Origin of the sequence: Mycobacterium bourgelatii (assembly GCF_010723575.1) — a bacterium.
Taxonomy (GTDB): Bacteria; Actinomycetota; Actinomycetes; order Mycobacteriales; family Mycobacteriaceae; genus Mycobacterium; species Mycobacterium bourgelatii.
Genome location: NZ_BLKZ01000001.1, coordinates 452,839 through 470,977, shown reverse-complemented (window position 1 = coordinate 470,977; position 18,139 = coordinate 452,839). Strand labels below are relative to the sequence as shown.

The 18,139-nt window shown below is 69.4% G+C and carries 16 protein-coding genes; 14 read left to right on the top strand and 2 right to left on the bottom strand.

Annotated features, from left to right (window positions below):
• Window positions 1–186 precede the first annotated feature (186 nt).
• The 10 genes from fadD8 (at window position 187) to G6N68_RS02060 (ending at window position 9,112) form a co-directional block, all read left to right on the top strand.
• Window positions 187–1,788, top strand: a complete 1,602-nt coding sequence (gene fadD8, locus G6N68_RS02105; RefSeq protein WP_163707229.1) for a fatty-acid--CoA ligase FadD8 — start codon at window positions 187–189, stop codon at window positions 1,786–1,788.
• Window positions 1,789–1,905: 117 nt separating this feature from the next.
• Window positions 1,906–2,355 (top strand): nitroreductase family deazaflavin-dependent oxidoreductase, encoded by a 450-nt coding sequence (locus G6N68_RS02100; protein WP_163707226.1) that lies wholly within the window; start codon window positions 1,906–1,908, stop codon window positions 2,353–2,355.
• Window positions 2,356–2,384: 29 nt separating this feature from the next.
• The gene (locus G6N68_RS02095) at window positions 2,385–3,287 is read left to right on the top strand and encodes a 1,4-dihydroxy-2-naphthoyl-CoA synthase (RefSeq protein ID WP_163707223.1); all 903 of its coding nucleotides are present in this window, start codon (window positions 2,385–2,387) and stop codon (window positions 3,285–3,287) included.
• Window positions 3,288–3,344: 57 nt separating this feature from the next.
• A complete protein-coding gene (locus tag G6N68_RS02090) occupies window positions 3,345–4,244 on the top strand; it encodes an SDR family oxidoreductase (RefSeq protein ID WP_163707220.1) in 900 nt (299 codons plus the stop codon).
• A 12-nt stretch (window positions 4,245–4,256) separates the two neighbouring features.
• Entirely contained in the window at window positions 4,257–4,664 is a 408-nt protein-coding gene (locus G6N68_RS02085; protein ID WP_163707217.1) for a VOC family protein, read from the top strand.
• A gap of 97 nt (window positions 4,665–4,761) precedes the next feature.
• Window positions 4,762–6,009, top strand: a complete 1,248-nt coding sequence (locus tag G6N68_RS02080; protein ID WP_163707214.1) for an inorganic phosphate transporter — start codon at window positions 4,762–4,764, stop codon at window positions 6,007–6,009.
• On the top strand, window positions 6,006–6,296 hold the full coding sequence (locus G6N68_RS02075; RefSeq protein WP_163707212.1) for a hypothetical protein: 291 nt from the start codon (window positions 6,006–6,008) through the stop codon (window positions 6,294–6,296). Before G6N68_RS02080 ends, G6N68_RS02075 begins: the two co-directional genes overlap by 4 nt.
• 76 nt (window positions 6,297–6,372) lie before the next feature.
• On the top strand, window positions 6,373–6,675 hold the full coding sequence (locus G6N68_RS02070) for a DUF3349 domain-containing protein (protein ID WP_163707209.1): 303 nt from the start codon (window positions 6,373–6,375) through the stop codon (window positions 6,673–6,675).
• A gap of 44 nt (window positions 6,676–6,719) precedes the next feature.
• The gene (menE, locus tag G6N68_RS02065) at window positions 6,720–7,826 is read left to right on the top strand and encodes an o-succinylbenzoate--CoA ligase (RefSeq protein ID WP_240355640.1); all 1,107 of its coding nucleotides are present in this window, start codon (window positions 6,720–6,722) and stop codon (window positions 7,824–7,826) included.
• Window positions 7,826–9,112: an APC family permease gene (locus G6N68_RS02060; protein WP_163707207.1), complete on the top strand. Its 1,287-nt coding sequence runs from the start codon at window positions 7,826–7,828 to the stop codon at window positions 9,110–9,112. The genes menE and G6N68_RS02060 overlap by 1 nt, the downstream gene beginning before the upstream one ends.
• Here the strand turns inward: G6N68_RS02060 and G6N68_RS02055 are convergent.
• A complete protein-coding gene (locus G6N68_RS02055; protein WP_240355331.1) occupies window positions 9,109–11,037 on the bottom strand; it encodes a DUF7159 family protein in 1,929 nt (642 codons plus the stop codon). The genes G6N68_RS02060 and G6N68_RS02055 overlap by 4 nt on opposite strands.
• 385 nt (window positions 11,038–11,422) lie before the next feature.
• Here G6N68_RS02055 and G6N68_RS02050 point away from each other — a divergent pair, with 385 nt between their 5' ends.
• Window positions 11,423–13,087, top strand: coding sequence for a DUF7937 domain-containing protein (locus G6N68_RS02050; protein ID WP_276069208.1), 1,665 nt, complete (start codon window positions 11,423–11,425; stop codon window positions 13,085–13,087).
• A 4-nt stretch (window positions 13,088–13,091) separates the two neighbouring features.
• Here the strand turns inward: G6N68_RS02050 and G6N68_RS02045 are convergent, their stop codons facing one another.
• On the bottom strand, window positions 13,092–13,892 hold the full coding sequence (locus G6N68_RS02045; RefSeq protein ID WP_163718031.1) for an S-methyl-5'-thioadenosine phosphorylase: 801 nt from the start codon (window positions 13,890–13,892) through the stop codon (window positions 13,092–13,094).
• A 161-nt stretch (window positions 13,893–14,053) separates the two neighbouring features.
• Here G6N68_RS02045 and G6N68_RS31335 point away from each other — a divergent pair, with 161 nt between their 5' ends.
• The 3 genes from G6N68_RS31335 to G6N68_RS31330 are packed head-to-tail and all read left to right on the top strand — an operon-like array spanning window position 14,054 to window position 18,121.
• Window positions 14,054–14,956, top strand: a complete 903-nt coding sequence (locus tag G6N68_RS31335; protein ID WP_275899929.1) for a PE family protein — start codon at window positions 14,054–14,056, stop codon at window positions 14,954–14,956.
• On the top strand, window positions 14,953–15,114 hold the full coding sequence (locus tag G6N68_RS30455) for a hypothetical protein (RefSeq protein WP_240355840.1): 162 nt from the start codon (window positions 14,953–14,955) through the stop codon (window positions 15,112–15,114). The genes G6N68_RS31335 and G6N68_RS30455 overlap by 4 nt, the downstream gene beginning before the upstream one ends.
• Window positions 15,086–18,121, top strand: coding sequence for a PE family protein (locus tag G6N68_RS31330; protein WP_275899928.1), 3,036 nt, complete (start codon window positions 15,086–15,088; stop codon window positions 18,119–18,121). Before G6N68_RS30455 ends, G6N68_RS31330 begins: the two co-directional genes overlap by 29 nt.
• Window positions 18,122–18,139 lie beyond the last annotated feature (18 nt).

Sequence of the window (18,139 nt, the reverse complement as noted above, 5' to 3'; positions counted from 1 at the left end):
GCAGTAACACTAATCGCGTGGGTGATGCAGGCGGATCGAAACGGGCCCCGTCACTGCGATCAGGTCTAGCGGTGATCGCGCGGGCGGTGAAGCCACACGAGGGGGGTCGCCGCAGTTAGGCGTATTGCCGAGGGCGTACGCAAGGGCGCGGCTGACCAGAATTGCAACACGTTCTAGTCTGACCATATGAGTGTCGATCTGCTGCGCAATCCCACCCACAACGGCCACCTGCTGGCGGGCGCGCTCAAGCGCCACAAGAACCGGCCGGTGCTGCACCTCGGCGACACCACGCTGACCGGCGGACAGCTGGCCGAGCGGATCAGCCAGTACGTGCAGGCCTTCGAGGCATTGAACGCCGGCACCGGCGCCACGGTCGGGCTGTTGTCGTTGAACCGCCCCGAGGTGTTGATGATCTTGGGCGCCAGCCAGACCCAAGGCTATCGGCGTACGGCCCTGCACCCGCTGGGCTCGCTGGACGACCACGCCTACGTGCTCTCCGACGCCGGTGCCAGCGCGCTGATCATCGACCCCAACCCGATGTTCGTCGAGCGGGCGCTGGGGTTGCTGGAGAAGGTGGACTCGCTCAAGCAGATCCTGACCATCGGGCCGGTCCCCGAGGCGTTGCGCGGCGTTGCGGTCGATTTGTCCGCCGAGGCGGCCAAGTACGAGCCGACGCCGCTGGTGGTCGCCGATCTGCCGCCGGACCACATTGGCGGCCTGACGTACACCGGCGGCACGACGGGCAAGCCCAAGGGCGTGATCGGCACCACCGGGAACATCGCCACCATGACCCAGATCCAGCTCGCCGAGTGGGAATGGCCGGAGAACCCGCGGTTCCTGATGATCACGCCGCTGTCCCACGCCGGCGCCGCCTACTTCACGCCCACCCTGGTCAAGGGCGGCGAAATGTATGTGCTGCCCAAGTTCGACCCGGCCGAAGTCCTGAAAACCATTGAGGAGAAGCGCATTACGGCCACTTTTGTGGTGCCGTCGATTCTCTACGCGTTGCTGGACCACCCGGACTCGCACACCCGCGACTTGTCGTCGCTGGAGACCGTCTACTACGGGGCGTCCGCGATAAACCCGGTGCGGCTGGCCGAGGCGATCCGGCGGTTCGGCCCGATCTTCGCCCAGTGCTACGGACAGTCCGAGGCGCCGATGGCGATCACCTACCTTGCCAAGAAGGACCACGACGAGAAGCGGCTGACCTCGTGCGGCCGCCCGACGCTGTTCGCAAAGGTCGCGCTGCTGGGCGAGGACGGTCAACCGGTGCCGTTGGGCGAGCCGGGTGAGATCTGTGTCAGCGGGCCGCTTTTGGCCGGCGGGTATTGGAACCTGCCCGAGGAGACCGCTAAGACGTTCCGGGACGGCTGGCTGCACACCGGCGACATGGCTCGCGAGGACGAGGACGGCTTTTACTACATCGTCGACCGGGTCAAAGACATGATCGTGACCGGCGGCTTCAACGTATTCCCCCGCGAAGTCGAGGACGTCATCGCCGAGCACCCGGCCGTCGCGCAGGTCTGCGTCGTCGGCACACCCGACGACAAATGGGGCGAGGCGGTCACCGCCGTGGTGGTGCTGCGCGCCGACGCGGCCCGTGACGAGGCGGCGATCGCGACCATGACGTCGGAGATCCAGGCGGCGGTCAAGGAACGCAAGGGCTCGGTGCAATCACCCAAGCAGGTGGTGGTGGTTGACTCGCTGCCGCTGACCGGGTTGGGCAAGCCGGACAAGAAGGCCGTGCGCGCCCGCTTCTGGGAGGGCGTCGGCCGCGCGGTCGGCTAGGTTGCGCCGCCGAGCGTCACGCCAGCGTGGCGCTCGCAGCCGACAGCCACTCTGGCGTGACGTTCGGCAGTCACCGGGGCCGCGGCGCGGCCGCGAAGGCCCACTACTGTGGCAAGCATGGCTGAACGCGTCAAACCGCCATGGTGGCTGAAGCCGGCGAACAAGATCTTCATCCAGATGTCGAAGCTGGGTTTGCGCTTCGGCGGCGAGAGCCCGGTCGTGCTGACCGTGCCCGGCCGCAAATCCGGAGTGCCGCGCTCGACCCCGATAACCCCGATGACGGTCGATGGCCAGCGCTACGTGGTGGGCGGCTTCCCCGGCGCGGACTGGGTGAAAAACGTAAGAGCCGCAGGCGAAGTCACGCTGCAGCGGGGGCGTACGCAGGAACGGGTTCGGATGGTGGAGTTGTCGCCCGAAGAGGCCAAGCCACTACTGCGGGCCTTCCCCACCGAGGTACCTACCGGTGTCGGGTTCATGAAACGTTCCGGACTCGTCAAAGAGGGGCGACCCGAGGAATTCGAGGCCCTAGCCGGACGTTGCGCCGTGTTCCGCTTCGACCCGGTGTAATTCAGACAGCCAACGGAGTGTGAGGATCCTTGAGCGACAACCCATTTGACGCAAAGCAGTGGAAGCTCGTCGACGGCTTCGACGACCTTACCGACATCACCTACCACCGGCACGTCACCGACGACACGGTGCGGGTGGCGTTCGACCGCCCCGAGGTGCGTAACGCGTTTCGGCCCCACACCGTGGACGAGTTGTACCGGGTGCTCGATCACGCGCGGATGTCGTCGGACGTGGGTGTGGTCCTGCTGACCGGCAACGGGCCGTCGCCGAAGGACGGCGGGTGGGCGTTCTGCTCCGGCGGCGACCAACGCATCCGTGGGCGCAGCGGGTACCAGTACGCCAGCGGCGAAACGGCGGACACCGTCGACGTTGCCCGCGCCGGGCGACTGCACATCCTCGAGGTGCAGCGGCTGATTCGGTTCATGCCCAAGGTGGTCATCTGCCTGGTCAACGGCTGGGCGGCCGGGGGCGGGCACAGCCTGCACGTGGTGTGCGACCTCACCCTGGCCAGCCGTGAGCACGCCCGGTTCAAGCAGACCGACGCCGACGTCGGCAGCTTCGACGGCGGTTATGGCAGCGCGTACCTGGCCCGCCAGGTCGGCCAGAAGTTCGCCCGCGAGATCTTCTTCCTGGGTCGCCCGTACACCGCCGAACAGATGCACCAGATGGGCGCGGTCAACGAAGTTGTCGACCACGCCGAATTGGAAGCGGTGGGCATCCAGTGGGCGGCCGAAATCAACGCCAAATCACCTCAGGCGCAACGGATGCTGAAGTTCGCCTTCAACCTGCTTGACGACGGGCTGGTGGGCCAGCAGCTGTTCGCCGGCGAGGCCACCCGGCTGGCCTACATGACCGACGAGGCCGTCGAGGGCCGGGACGCCTTCCTGCAGAAGCGCCCCCCGGACTGGAGCCCGTTCCCGCGCTACTTCTAAAGCGGGCCGGGGACAGCGTGACGCCGGGCACAAGACGGCCGCTCCTAGACTCCGGTCGTGAGTAAGAACGCGAGCAAGAGCCCGTTTCGCCGGCTGAGCGAACAGATCACGCTGGCCAGCATGCGGCCCCCGGCTTACCCTCAGCTGCTGATCAACCGGCCCCTGATCAAGCCCATCGACCTCGAGGGAAAGCGCATCCTGCTGACCGGAGCCTCGACCGGTATCGGCGCGGCCGGGGCGGAACTGTTGGCCCGCGAGGGCGCCACGGTGGTCGCGGTCGCCCGTCGCAAGGATCTGCTGGACGAGCTCGCCGACCGCATCACCACCTCGGGCGGCACGGCGATGTCGCTCCCCTGCGACCTCTCGGACATGGACGCCATCGATGCGCTGGTCGCCGACGTCGAGGAACGCATCGGCGGGGTGGACATCCTGATCAACAACGCCGGTCGGTCCATCCGCCGACCCCTGGCCGAGTCGCTGGAACGCTGGCACGACGTCGAGCGGACGATGACGCTGAACTACTACGCGCCGCTGCGGCTGATCCGCGGGCTGGCGCCGGGGATGATCGAACGCGGCGACGGCCACATCATCAACGTGTCGACCTGGGGCGTCTTGTCGGAGGCGTCGCCGTTGTTCTCGGTGTACAACGCCTCGAAGGCCGCCCTGACCGCGGTGAGCCGGATCATCGAAACCGAGTGGGGCCGCAAGGGCGTGCACTCGACGACGCTGTACTACCCATTGGTGGCCACGCCGATGATCGCGCCGACCAAGGCCTACGAGGGATTGCCGGCGCTGACGTCGGAAGAAGCCGGCGAGTGGATGGTGACGGCCGCCCGCACCCGACCGGTTCGGATCGCACCGAGGATCGCGCTGGCGGCCAAGGCGCTGAACACCCTGGGCCCGCGTTGGGTCGACGCACTGATGGGCAGGCGCGGCGACGACACCGGCCAATCGTGATAGACACGTTGGATGGAGATCCTGGCCAGCCGAATGCTCCTTCGGCCGGCGAATTATCAGCGGTCGTTGAGCTTCTACCGCGACGAGATCGGGCTGGCGATCGCCCGGGACTACGGCGCCGGCACCGTGTTCTTCGCCGGCCAGTCGCTGCTTGAACTCGCCGGATACGGCGAACCTGACCATTCTCGAGGGCCCTTCCCCGGCGCGCTGTGGCTGCAGGTGCGCGACATCAACGCCACGGAGGCCGAGTTGCGCAGCCGCGGGGTACCGATCGCCCGCGAGGCACGACGCGAACCGTGGGGTCTGCACGAGATGCACGTCATCGACCCGGACGGCATCACCCTGATTTTCGTCGAGGTTCCCCCCGATCACCCGCTACGCCGCGACACCAGGAATCCGGCCCGACAAACCGAAGGTTAACGGTTAGCTAACATCAGGCGACCACTCGAAATATTCCTGCACTTCCCGTATTTCGTCATTCGACAAGGGAATGCGACGACCGCAAGAATCAGGGCCTGTGAGCATCGAGCTGTTCCTCTTGATCATCGTCGTGATCACGGCGCTCGCTTTTGACTTCACCAACGGTTTCCACGACACCGGTAACGCCATGGCGACCTCCATTGCCAGCGGCGCGCTCGCACCGAAGGCGGCCGTCACTTTGTCCGCGGTCTTGAACCTGATCGGCGCGTTTTTGTCCACCGCCGTGGCCGCCACCATCGCCAAGGGTCTGATCGACGCCGACCTGGTGACGCTGGAGTTGGTGTTCGCCGGGTTGGTCGGCGGCATCGTCTGGAACCTGCTCACCTGGCTGCTGGGAATCCCGTCCAGTTCCTCGCATGCGCTGATCGGTGGCATCGTCGGAGCGACGATCGCCGCCGTCGGTGTGCGCGGGGTGATCTGGCACGGCGTGGTATCCAAGGTGATCATCCCGGCCGTCATCGCCGCATTCCTGGCCGTCCTCGTCGGCGCGGCGGCCACCTGGCTGGTCTATCGGATCACGCGCGGCGTTCCAGAGGGGCGTACCTCGGCCGGCTTCCGGCGCGGCCAAATTGGCTCCGCCTCGCTGGTATCCCTGGCGCACGGGACCAATGACGCCCAGAAGACGATGGGCGTCATTTTTTTGGCGCTCATGTCCTACGGCGCGGTCAGCCGCTCCTCCAGCATGCCGCCGCTCTGGGTCGTCGTGAGCTGCGCCGTCGCCATGGCCGCCGGCACCTATCTGGGCGGCTGGCGCATCATCCGCACCCTGGGCAAAGGGCTGGTGGAGATCCACCCACCCCAGGGCATGGCAGCCGAGTCCTCCTCGGCCGCGGTCATTCTGCTGTCCGCCCATTTCGGTTACGCGCTGTCGACCACACAGGTCTGCACTGGCTCGGTCCTGGGCAGCGGCGTGGGCAAGCCCGGGGCGGAGGTGCGCTGGGGTGTGGCCGGCCGGATGGCCACCGCATGGCTGGTCACGCTTCCGCTGTCCGGGTTGGTCGGCGCCGTCACCTACTGGACCGTGCACCTCATCGGCGGCTACCCGGGAGCGATCGTCGGCTTCTCGTCGCTGATCGCCGTATCCGCAGCCATCTACCTGCGGTCCCGCAAGATCAAGGTCGACCACAACAACGTCAACGCAGCTTGGGAAGGCAACCTGACGGCCGGGCTCGACAGTTCCAACGGCTCGGGACCGCCCCCGTCGGCCCCGCCCCCGCCCCTGCCGCCGCGCCCGCCCATGGTGAGCAACGAAGACCCCATTCTCAGCGCGGGGAACCCCTCATGAGCGACTGGTTCAACTATGCAGCGACGGTCAAGATCCTCATCTTCAGCCTGCTGGCCGGGGCAGCGTTACCGGGACTGTTCGCGCTGGGGGTGCGGTTGCAAGCCGCCGGTGCCGGCGACATCAGGTCCAACGGCGCGGCACCCCAGAAGAACCCCGCGCTCACCGCGCTCGCCTGGCTGATCTATGCGCTGGTGCTCACCGTGATCATCGTCGGCGTGCTCTACATCGCCCGCGACTTCATCGCGCACCACACCGGCTGGGCTTTCCTCGGAGCCAAACCCAAGTAGTGTCGTTGATGTCCGTTGCCTGACGTTCGCCCATGCCTCAGGTTTGCCGACGCCGCCCAAGGGAAGTTGTAGCCGCGTGAACAATTTTCTCTCCGCGATCGTGTCGTGGTTGCGCGCGGGCTACCCCGAAGGTGTGCCCCCGACAGACTCTTTCGCGGTGCTGGCGCTGCTGGCCCGGCGGCTGTCCAACGACGAAGTCGTCGCCGTCGCCAACGAATTGATGCGTCGCGGAGAGTTCGACCAAATCGACATCGGTGTGGCGATCACCCAGCTCACCGACGACCTGCCCAGCCCGCAAGACGTCGAGCGAGTGCGAGAGCGGTTGGCCGCCAAGGGATGGCCGTTCAACGATGTCCGTGACAACGAGGAGCGGGCATAGCCGTCTTGCGCGCGCTGCGCGTTCCCACCGGTGCTGCCACCAGCCTGTTGTTGCCTGCGCTGCAACGGGTTCTAGAAGGCCGCGATCCCGCGCTGGTCGCGGTGCCTGCACGCGACGAGCCGGCAACCACGCTGCGCGACTTGCGAGTTGGCGAGCCGATCGACGACGACGTGGCCCTGGTGGTGACGACATCGGGCACCACCGGCCCGCCCAAGGGCGCCTTGCTGACCGCCGCCGCGCTGACGGCCAGTGCGACGGCCACCCATCGCCGTCTCGGCGGTCCGGGCAGGTGGCTGCTGGCCGTCCCGCCCTACCACATCGCCGGTCTGCAGGTCCTGATACGCAGCCTGATCGCCGGGTCCACACCCGTCGAGCTGGATGTCTCGGCGGGATTCGATGTAAATCAATTGCCCTGTGCGGTAAGTCAATTGGGCTCAGGACGACGGTATACGTCGCTGGTCGCCGCTCAGCTTGCCAAGGCACTCGCCCGGCCCGATGCGGTGGCCGCGCTTGCCGAACTCGATGCCGTCCTCCTCGGCGGCGGCCCGGCACCACGGCCGGTCCTCGAGGCCGCGGAGGCCGCCGGCATCACCGTGGTGCGCACGTACGGGATGAGCGAGACAGCGGGTGGCTGCGTGTACGACGGGGTTCCGCTCGACGGGGTTCGGATGCGCGTGCTGGACGACGGCCGCGTCGCTCTCGGCGGGGCGACACTGGCCAAGGGCTACCGCAACCCGGTGTATCCCGACCCGTTCGCCGAACCGGGCTGGTTCTACACCGACGACCTCGGCGCCATCGATGACGCGGGTGTGCTGAGCGTGCTTGGGCGCGTGGACGATGCGATCAGCACCGGCGGACTGACGGTGCTCCCCCAGCCGGTGGAGGCCGCGTTGTGCACTCATCCGGCAGTCAGCGACTGCGCGGTTTTCGGCCTCGCCGACGACCGACTGGGACAACGGGTGGCCGCCGCCATCGTGGTCAAGGGCGGCTGCCCAACACCGACGCTGGATGCGCTGCGCGCACATGTCGCTACCACCCTGGACGGCACGGCCGCTCCCCGCGAACTGCACATCGTCGACGAGCTGCCGCGTCGTGGTATCGGCAAGGTCGACCGGGCCGCCTTGGTGCGCCAGTACGGAGGCGCAGGCTGATGGGCGACCAACCCGCACTCGCTCGCCGACTTGGCACCGCCGATGCGGTGGTGATCGGGCTGGGGTCGATGATCGGCGCCGGTGTGTTCGCGGCATTCGGGCCGGCGGCGCGCGCCGCGGGTGTCGGCCTGCTAATCGGTCTGGTGCTCGCGGCCGCGATCGCCTACTGCAACGCAACCTCTTCGGCTCAGCTCGCGGCGGTGTACCCGACGTCGGGCGGCACGTACATCTACGGCCGGGAGCGACTCGGCCCGTGGTGGGGTTTCCTGGCCGGCTGGGGATTCGTCATCGGCAAGACCGCCTCGTGCGCGGCGATGGCGTTGACCGTCGCCTCCTACACCGTCGGCAGTCTGGGCGCGCCCGCGTATGCGCAGCGCGCCGTCGCCGTGGCAGTGGTGGTGGCGCTGGCCGCGCTGAATTACCGCGGCGTCACCAAGACCGCGGCGCTCGCCCGAATATTGTTGGCCTGCACGGTAATTGCGCTCGCGATAGTGGTGGTCGGCATCCTGATCGGCACTGCCGGAGCGGATGACACTTCTGAGACGACGCACTCGCTGACCGCCGGCTGGGCCGGTGTCACGGCCTATGGCGTGCTGCAGTCGGCTGGGCTGCTGTTCTTCGCCTTCGCGGGTTATGCACGCATCGCGACGATGGGTGAAGAGGTACGCGACCCCGCCCACACCATTCCCAAAGCGATAACCCTGGCTCTGGCAATCGCCGTGCTGATCTATCTGGTCGTCGGGGTGGCGGCGCTGTTGGCCGCCGGCCCGGACCGCCTTGCCAACGCGGTGGCGCCGCTGGCCGAGGCACTGCGCGCCGCCGGCGTTGGGGGGCTGGTGCCGGTCGCTTCCGTTGGTGCGGCGGTGGCCAGCGCTGGCGCGTTGCTGGCTCTCATCGCCGGGCTGGGGCGCACGTCGTTGGCGATGGCCCGCCATCGCGATCTCCCGCGCTGGCTGGCCGCGGTGCACCCGCGCTACCAGGTGCCCCACCATGCCGAGATTGCGATCGCCGTGGTGGTGTGTGTGCTGGTGGTGACCGCGGATTTGCGCGGCGTCATTGGGTTTTCGTCGTTCGGGGTGCTGATCTACTACGCGATCGCCAATGCTGCCGCCTACACGCTGCCGCGCCGCGCCTGGCGCCGCGCGGTCAACGTCGTCGGATTGCTCGGTTGCGTGGTGCTCGTCGCGACGCTGCCGTGGCAGTCGGTCGCCGTGGGGCTGGTCGTGTTCGCGATCGGGGTGGTTGGCCGCGTCATCGTGCGGCGTGCCAGCCCAGCGGCGGATTAACTCCCGCCACTCCCGCCGGTTGAGCCCCCGGAACGGCCGCTGCCTCCGCTGCTGCCGCCGCCACCGAAGAGCCCCCCACCGGTCCCGCCGCCGGTGCCACCGCCGGTCGGCGGCTTCGGGGCGACGGTCGGGACCTGTACCGGCGGCTTCGGGGCGACGGTCGGGACCTGTACCGGTGGCTGCGGGGCGACGGTCGGCACCTGTGCCGGCGGCTGCGGGGCGACGGTCGGCACTTGGACCGGCGGCGGCGCAACGGTCTGCTGCGTCGGCGGCGGCGCAACGGTCTGCTGCGTCGGCGGCGGCGCCACCGTTGTCGGTGGCGGCGCGACGGTGGTCGGCTCCGGCGCGACCGTCGTCGTCGGCTTCGGCGCCGTAGTCGTCGGCGCCGCCGTTGTGGTCGGCGCCGCTGTCGTGGTCGGCACCGTCGTCGTCGGCGCGGTGGTCGTCGTCGGCGCCGTCGTGGTCGGCTGGGTAGTGGTCGTCGGCGGCGTCGTGGTCGTGGTCGGCGGTGTGGTGGTGGTTGTCGGCGGCGTCGTCACCGTCGTCGTCGTTGTGATCGGCGTCGGCGAAACGGTCGGCATGCCGGGCTGCCAGCCCGGCCACGGAATGAAGACCGGGACCGGAAGCGGCACCGGTGCGGGCACCACGGCGGGCGGTGCCGGCGCCGGCACCGGGGCGGCCGGGGGCGGCGCCACGCCGCCGCCGTACTGCGGAGCGTTCTGGAGGGGCGCGAGGTTGCCGCCCTGGAACCCGAGAGTCGGAGCGTCGGCCGGGGGCGGCGGTATGGGCGCCTGCTGCTCGGTGGGCAACAGCGGCATGAACTTTCCGGGCTGGGCGTTCTGGTGTCCCTCGACCGGCAGCGACGAAGCCGTCGGCCGCACGGTGACCGCCACGGCGACTGCCAGGGACGCGAATCCCAGGACCGCGAAGGCGATGACGCCGTTGGTGATCAGCAGCGACCGCAGGTTGAGCTTGTTCGGTTCGCCCGACTCCGGGTCGTTGACGGCTTCGGCGTCTTCAACGAATTCGTCCTCGTATAAGGGGTTCCCGTATTCGTCGTATTCGTCCACCATTGGGAGCACGTCGTAGTCGCTGGCCTGGGAGTACGCCAGCTGTTCGTCCTGCGCGCTCGGCGCCCCGGCGTCGGGCGAAGGCACGAACGCGGTCGCGTCACCGGGTATCGGGGCGGCCGTCGTCGCGTCCAGCGGCACACCTGTGGGCCCCGAAGATGGCAGAGCCGTTGTCGCTCCGGGAGCCAGTCCCGGGTGCGCCATCGTTGCGCTGGATGCGCTCGCCGGATCGGCCGAAATGGCGGCGCCACGGGCCAACGCGAAGGTGGGGTCCTCCGGGATCTGCACATCCATGGTGGAGGCGGATCGCAGCTGGTCGGCAAACATCGCGGTTTGCTCGGAAGACGAGCCCACCACCAACACCTCGTCAGGGCTGCTGGTCTGATTGGGTATCTGCGACAGCAACGTGTCGAACGTCGATGTGGGGTCGGATTCGACGGGCGCGGCGGCCATCATGGTCGGCGGCGCGTCCGGGGAATCCATCGTCGACAGGCTCGCCGTCTGGTCGCCCACCAGCAGCACGGCTGCACCGGGACCCCGCGTGTTCAGCAGGGCCGTGGCCGCGTCGGTTTCGGACAGCACCTCGACGTTGGCGACGCCGGACTGCAGCAGGGTGTTGCGCAGCCGATCCGCCAGGCCCCAATCGGACCAGCACAAACGGGTGGCGCCAAGCCGGTGACCCTCGTCGGCCAGCAACCGGTTCGTTCCCACGATGGTTTCGGCCAGCACCCCGATCGGGTTCGGGCCGGTGTCGACGGAGTACTGGTCGATGACCGGGTTGCCCTCAGCCGCGGAGCCGACGAGCGCCAAGCGCGCGACCCGGCCCGTGACCGCCACCCCCAACACTAAGTCCACTTCCGGCTCTCCTTCGGCTGGCTACCCCACAACCAGCAGTCCATCGGCACTAGAATGCGTACCGTCGGCAATATTCGTCATCCGCGACGAGGTTCCCCTGTGAGCGCAGCGTAACTGGATTCCCAAACCAGTGGCGACGGTCAAAGCAGATACCGTTCATGTTCATAACCTGCTCACAGCCACTGCCGCAACGTTCGAATGGAGAATATGTTCGCAGTCGAACAACGCAGCGGTGATGGAGGGGGTTCCCCTGTTGCACTATCAACGTTGCGCCAGCAGCAACCGACCTTGATCCCTGGGGGGCATCGTGACCGTGAGCAGTGACGACACTCCGACCGGCCCCGTCTATGCGGCCACCGGCCCCGACTCGGGTGCGCGGGGGCAGCTGGCGGGCCCCCCTCCTGCGGCACCGGACTCGATACGCAAACGGAACCTCATCCGTGACCTGACGGCGGCGACATTATTGATCGCCGCCGCGTTGTTCCCGTGGAACCTTTACTTCGGCCTCGGGGTCCCCGACAGCAAACAGCTGGTGTTTGTGGTGCTGGGTGTGGTCACCCTGCTCTCGCTGATCTCTCTCGCCGTGTCCTACGTGGGGCCCTGGAAACTGTCCGGCGCCGGCGTCAACTCGGCGACCGCGGGCCGCGTCCGGTTGGCGCTCAACGTCCCCTATCTGCTGCTGGTCCTGGGGTTCATCGTCTTCGACGCGTTCGAATCGGTCCGATTCGGCGGCACCGTGCACGTGCCGGGCGGTGTCGGCCCGGGGGCGTGGCTGGGGGTCGCCGGCGCGCTGTTGAGCGCCCAACCACCCATGACCCGTCCCGTCGAAGGCGACGACGGGCACTACGGCAAATGGCTACGGACCGCGCGGCTCATCGGCTACGCGTCGATCTTCGGCGCGGCGCTGAGTTCGGGTTTCAACCTGAGCTGGCGGATCCGGTACGCGTTGCGAGGGTCGGAGTTCGGCACGCAGAACATCACGGTCATCGTCACGGCGGTGGTGTACGGCGCGGTGGCGTTCGTCGCGGTCGTGGTCGCGTCGCGCTGTCTCCTCAAAGGCACCAAGGACGCCCGGCTGACCACCCTGGCATTCGGCGTGTCGTCGCTGGTCGCCGGGATAATCGTGTGGCTGCTGCCCGTCGGCCGGGAGATCGACGCGTTCCACAGCATCGCGCAAAACACCTCGACGGCCGGCGTCGGATACGAGGGCTATCTGGCCTGGGCGGCCGCGGCGGCGATCTTCGCGCCGCTGGCCCTGTTCAGGTCGGGCAAGCGGATCGAGAAGGATGTCTGGCGCGCGGCGCTGCGCAACGGCTTGCTGCTCATCGCGGTATGGGCCCTGGGTTCGATGCTGATGCGGCTCACCAGCCTCATCGTCGACGCGATTCTGAAGTATCCGCGGTCGATCTACGACAGCACCACGCTGGCCGTGTTCGACCTGATCACCGCGGCGCTGGCGCTGTCGCTGTTCCTCAGCCTCAGGGTCAGCGGGCCGCTGCGTCGGCGCCTGGTCACGTTGTTGGCCGGGTTCGTGTTCGGGCTGACCCTCGTTCGGATCATCCTCGGTGTGCTGCTGGCGCCTCGCTTCGACCAATCCAGCGTCGCGGTCAACCCGGTCTACGGAAACAACCTGGCAGTGCAGATCACCAGCACCTTCGACGTGGCGCTGTGCGGGCTGGCCCTGTGCATCTTCCTGGCCATCATCCTTCGGGGTCGTTCGCGTCGAGCGCCGCGTCCACCGCAACACCCGCGTCGGCCACGGGCTAACGCGCCCGCCCCTCGCCCCGCACCCGGGCCGGCGCCCGGATCACCACCCCCGCCCACGCGCGGACCAGTGGGCGCCGCCCTGCCATCGGAGGCCAGGACCACCCAGTTCCAAATCCCGCCGAGGGGCGACGATGCGGCCACGCGCGTGCTGTCCGTGCCCGGTGGGGCACCCCGGATTTTCCGGCCCGGGCCGCCCCGCCAGCAACAGCAGCAACCACAACAACCGCGCCCGAAGATCTTCCGGCCGCCGCCCCCGCCCCCGCCCCCGCGCAACCCGTCCTAACGCCTCACGGCAGTTCGAACGGCAGCGGGACACCCGCGTGGTGCCGGCACAGCTCGCAGCTGCGCTCGCTGTCCACCCGACCGATGGCGGCCCGCACCAGGGCCTTGAGCGCCGCGACATTCTCGCCGAAGCCGGCGAACACGTCGGCGCCCTTCACCCCCTCGCCCACCGCCACACCGGCATCCACGTCGGTGACCAAAGCGACTGCGGCATAACATAATTCAAGCTCACGAGCCAGGATCGCCTCGGGATAACCGGTCATGTTGACCAGACTGAACCCTGCCGCGGCGAACCACTGACTCTCGGCCCGGGTGGAAAACCGCGGCCCCTGGATGACCACCATGGTGCCGCCGTCGACCACATCGTGCGTGGGCACCCCGGTGACGGCGCTGCGCAGCGTCGGGCAGTACGGGTCGGCGAAGCTGGCGTGCACCCCACCGACGTCGAAGTAGGTGTCGGCCCGGCCCCAGGTGCGATCCACCAACTGATCGGGCACCACGAATGCCCCTGGGCCGACTTCGGGGTTCAGACTGCCGACCGCGCAGGGCGCAAACACCCGCCGCACCCCCAGGGCTCGCAACGCCCACATGTTGGCGCGGTAGGGCACGGTGTGCGCCGAGTATTCATGCTTGGCCCCGTGTCGGGGTAGGAATGCGACCTCATGGTCGCCGACGACGCCGATCGTGATCGGGGCACTCGGCTCGCCGTAGGGGGTCTGCGGGTTGACCGTGCGCACCTGGGACTCCAGGAACGTGTAGAAACCGCTACCGCCGATGACTCCGAGCATCCGCCCATTGTTGTGCACGCGCGCCAAGAACTGGTCGCTTGCCTGTCAGTTATTCGCCTGCCCGCCAGGGCAACTCTGCGGATCTCGACAACTCCAGGGAAATCCCTGTATCGGCGGCCCGCCACCCGCTCTAGGCTCTGCGGCAGCACGAGCCGGAACCACAACGGGAGGGGGGTTGTATGTCTTATTTGCTGGTGGCGCCACCCGTGGTCGAGTCCGCAGCAGATCAGCTGGCCCAGATAGAGGTGTCGTTAGGTGAGGCCCGCGCGGCCGCCGCCGCCCCGATCAGCGGAATTCTGGTTGCCGCCGGCGACGAAGTTTCGGCGGCGATCGCGGCGCTGTTTTCCGATCATGGCCGCCAGTTTCAGGCGCTCAGCACGCAGGCGGCGGCGCTTCACGACGACTTTCTGCTGGCGCTACGGAGCGCAGCGGCCGCCTACGGGGCGGCCGAAGCGGCCAACGCCAACCCACTGGCTGTTGTCACCGACGCCGTGCTGGGCGTGATCAACGCACCCACCAATCTGTTGTTGGGCCGCCCATTGCTGGGCAACGGGGTTGACGGGGCACCCGGTAGCGGGCAGGCCGGCGGGGCGGGGGGCCTGTTGTGGGGCAACGGCGGCAACGGCGGGTCGGGGGCGGTCGGCCAACCCGGCGGCCCCGGAGGTGCCGCGGGGCTGTTTGGTTCCGGAGGTGTGGGAGGTGCCGGCGGAGCCGGGGCGCCCGGCGGGGCGGGCGGCGACGGCGGCTGGCTTTTCGGTAACGGTGGCGCGGGAGGAGTCGGCGGTAGGCGGAAGGGCGGAAGGGTGGCAATGTTCGGCGGCACTGGGCGGCACTGGCGGAGGGGGCCGGACACCGGCGGCCGGCACCTCGATGGTCGCGGGCGGTGTGGGCGGCGACGGTCAAGAGGACCGGTGGCCGGCGGCAACGGTGGTTCGGCGGTGCCCGGGCCGGGGTGGGTGGTTCCGGCGGGGCCGGCGGGATGGGCTTTGATGCCACCGCGGCCGGCGGTACAGGCGGCACCGGCGGCGACGGTGGGGGCGGCGGGCAGGGCGGTCAAGGCGGTGGGGCCGGTCGATCGTTGATAGGCCAGGCCGGCGCTCACGGCAACGGCGGTGCCGGCGGGGCGGGCGGTAACAGCGGAGCGGGTGGCCAGGGCGGCACCGGCGGGGCTGGTGTGGGCGGCTCCCCCAATGGCGGGGCCGGTGGTCAAGGTGGGAACTCGAGCAATCATCATCGGTGACGGCAGGGGCCGGGTTCAACGCCTGGCGACACCGGGAAGGAAGGGCCGGCGGGAACGGAAGGGCACGGAAGGAACCACGGCAAGGCAACGGGTGGTGGACGGGCAGCGGCGGCAACAGCGGCACGGCAAAGGCGGCAACGGCGGCGCCGGCGGCAGCATTAACAGCAACGGGATCGGCGACGTCAAAGGCGGCAAAGGCGGCAACGGGGGCGACGCCACTGGCGGAACAGGTGGCACCGGTGGAGTCGGCGGCACCGCGGTCATTATGAACAGCACGTCGGCGGCGACCGCACTCGGCGGTACGGGTGGCGAGGGCGGGGACGGCGCAAGCGGCGGTCGCGGCGGAGACGGCGGCCTGTCTGGCACCTTCGGAACCGGGCAAGCCGTCGGCGGTACTGCCGGAAACGGGGGCACCGCCACCAGCGGCACCGGCGGCAACGGCGGCAACGGCGGTCTCGCAGCTATCACGCTTGAGACATCGACGGCCACCGCGCATGGCGGGGACGGCGGGGCGGGTGGGACCGGCCCCACCGGCGGCAACGGCGGGCACGGCGGCTCGGCTTCCACAGGCGGAACCGGAGATGTCACGCCCGGCGTCGGCGGTCAGGGGGGCACCGGCACAGCAGGTCGCGGCGGCAACGGCGGCGACGGCGGCTCGGCCATTGTCGGCAATGATTCCTCGACGGTGGATGCCGTCGGCGCCAACGGCGCCGCTGGGGGCTTAGGAGTCACCGGCGGTGGAAACGGCGGCAACGGCGGCGCCGCGTTCACCTACGGGGTGGGAACCGCCATCGGCGGAAATGGCGCCGCCGGCACCAGCGGCGGGTCGACCGGCGTCGGCGGAAATGGCGGAAACGGCGGCAACGCGACGATATACAACACCTCCTCGGCTGCTACCCCAATCTCCGGATCCGGCGGGGCCGGCGGGGACGGCACCACCGGCGGAGACGGCGGCAACGGCGGTGAGGCTCGCTCCGACGGAACCGGGAACGTTACGCCCGGCGCCGGCGGACAGGGAGGCACCGGCACAACCGGCCGCGGCGGAAACGGCGGCACGGGAGGTAGCGCCTACATCCACAACGAGTTATCTGCGGTGGACGCCGTCGGCGCCGACGGCGGCGCGGGCGGCGCGGGCGCGACGGGCGGCGGGAACGGCGGAAACGGCGGAGACGCACGCACCAGTGGGATTGGCAACGCCAGCGGCGGAAACGGCGCGGCCGGCACCAGTGGCGGGGCCACCGGCGTCGGTGGAAACGGCGGAAACGGCGGTAACGCATACACCGACAACATCTCGTCGGCCACTTCGTTCGGCGGCACTGGCGGCGTTGGCGGAGACGGCGCCACCGGCGGAAACGGCGGTAACGGCGGCGATGCGTCCACCATCGGACTAACCGGAACTGTTACGCCCGGTACCGGAGGACAGGGCGGCACGGGTACAACAGGTCGCGGCGGCGACGGGGGCGACGGCGGCAGCGCCCACATCGACAACGATTCCGCAACGCTCGAGGCCGTCGGCGCGAACGGCGGAGTCGGTGGCACAGGAGTCACCAGCGGCGGAAACGGCGGCAACGGCGGTGATGCGTACAACAACGGGCTTGGCAACGCCACCGGTGGAGACGGCGCCGTCGGCGGCCAGGGCGGGGCCACCGGCGCCGGCGGAAACGGTGGCAACGGCGGGGCCGCGTACATCGACAACCCCGACTCAATGGCTATTGCCACCGGCGGAATCGGCGGAACAGGTGGTTACGGACTCAGCGGCGGACACGGCGGAAACGGCGGCGACGCGGAAATCCGCGATGCCGCCTCACCGGCCACTGCGCTCGGCGGTCGTGGAGGTGCCGGAGGCATCGGAATCACTGGCGTCGGCGACGGCGGCATTGGGGGCGTGGCGCGCAACTACGGGTTGGGAACCGCGGTCGGCGGAAACGGCGCCGCCGGCACCAGCGGCGGGCCCACCGGCCCAGGTGGAAACGGAGGGTACGGCGGGGCCGCGTACATCGAGAACGCGTTCTCGACTGCCACCGCAGTTGGCGGGGTGGGCGGCACGGGTGGGGACGGCACGACCGGCGGTAACGGCGGTGGCGGGGGCACGGCCGCGACCTTTGGGACCGGGGATGTCATCCCCGGTGCCGGGGGGCAGGGCGGTATCGGCACAGTGGGCCGCGGCGGCGACGGCGGCACGGGGGGCAGCGCGTACATCCAGAACGCGTTATCCGCAGTGGACGCCGTCGGCGCGGATGGCGCCTCAGGCGGCGCGGGAGTCACCGGCGGCGGCAACGGCGGCAACGGCGGCGACGCATCCACCTCCGGGCTAGGAAATGCCGTCGGCGGCAACGGCGCCGCCGGCACCAGCGGCGGGCCCACCGGCACCGGTGGCAACGGCGGCGAAGGCGGCAAAGCAACCACCAGCAACCCCACCTCGACAGCCACTTCGCTCGCAGGGGCGGGCGGTGCCGGTGGGGACGGCGCCATCGGCGGCAACGGCGGAGTCGGCGGCTCTGCTACCACCACCGGACAAACCACGCACGTCACAGCCGGCATCGGTGGGCAGGGCGGCACTGGCACAGCCGGCAACGGCGGCAACGGCGGCGACGGCGGCTGGGCGCGCATCGCCAATAGTTTCTCGACGATCGACGCAGTCGGCGCCGACGGCGGCGCCGGCGGCACGGGAACCACCGGCGGCGGCAACGGCGGCGCTGGCGGCGGGGCCAGCACCTTGGGGCTAGGAAACGCGATCGGCGGCAACGGCGGCGCTGGCGGCGTGGCCACCGGCACCGGCAGCGGCGGCAACGGCGGCAAAGGCGGCGAGGGGCGAATTGCCACGGGAACAGCCTTCGGCGGCAACGGCGGGGACGGCGGGGACGCCACCACCGGCGCTGGCGGTAACGGCGGCGACGGCGGCGACGGTCGCAACTACAGCGATGAGCCTTCCGGCTTTGGCGGTAAGGGTGGATCGGGTGGCGCGGGCACACCCCCCGGCTCACCCGGCGCCAAGGGCACACCGTAGCGAGTTTGATCGCGTGCA

What these genes read in the sequence shown, in the direction of transcription:
- G6N68_RS02100 (WP_163707226.1), top strand. Translation starts at nt 1,906, where the DNA reads ATGGCTGAACGCGTCAAACCGCCATGGTGGCTGAAGCCGGCGAACAAG.
- fadD8 (WP_163707229.1), top strand. Translation starts at nt 187, where the DNA reads ATGAGTGTCGATCTGCTGCGCAATCCCACCCACAACGGCCACCTGCTG.
- G6N68_RS02075 (WP_163707212.1), top strand. Translation starts at nt 6,006, where the DNA reads ATGAGCGACTGGTTCAACTATGCAGCGACGGTCAAGATCCTCATCTTC.
- G6N68_RS31335 (WP_275899929.1), top strand. Translation starts at nt 14,054, where the DNA reads ATGTCTTATTTGCTGGTGGCGCCACCCGTGGTCGAGTCCGCAGCAGAT.
- G6N68_RS02060 (WP_163707207.1), top strand. Translation starts at nt 7,826, where the DNA reads ATGGGCGACCAACCCGCACTCGCTCGCCGACTTGGCACCGCCGATGCG.
- G6N68_RS02085 (WP_163707217.1), top strand. Translation starts at nt 4,257, where the DNA reads ATGGAGATCCTGGCCAGCCGAATGCTCCTTCGGCCGGCGAATTATCAG.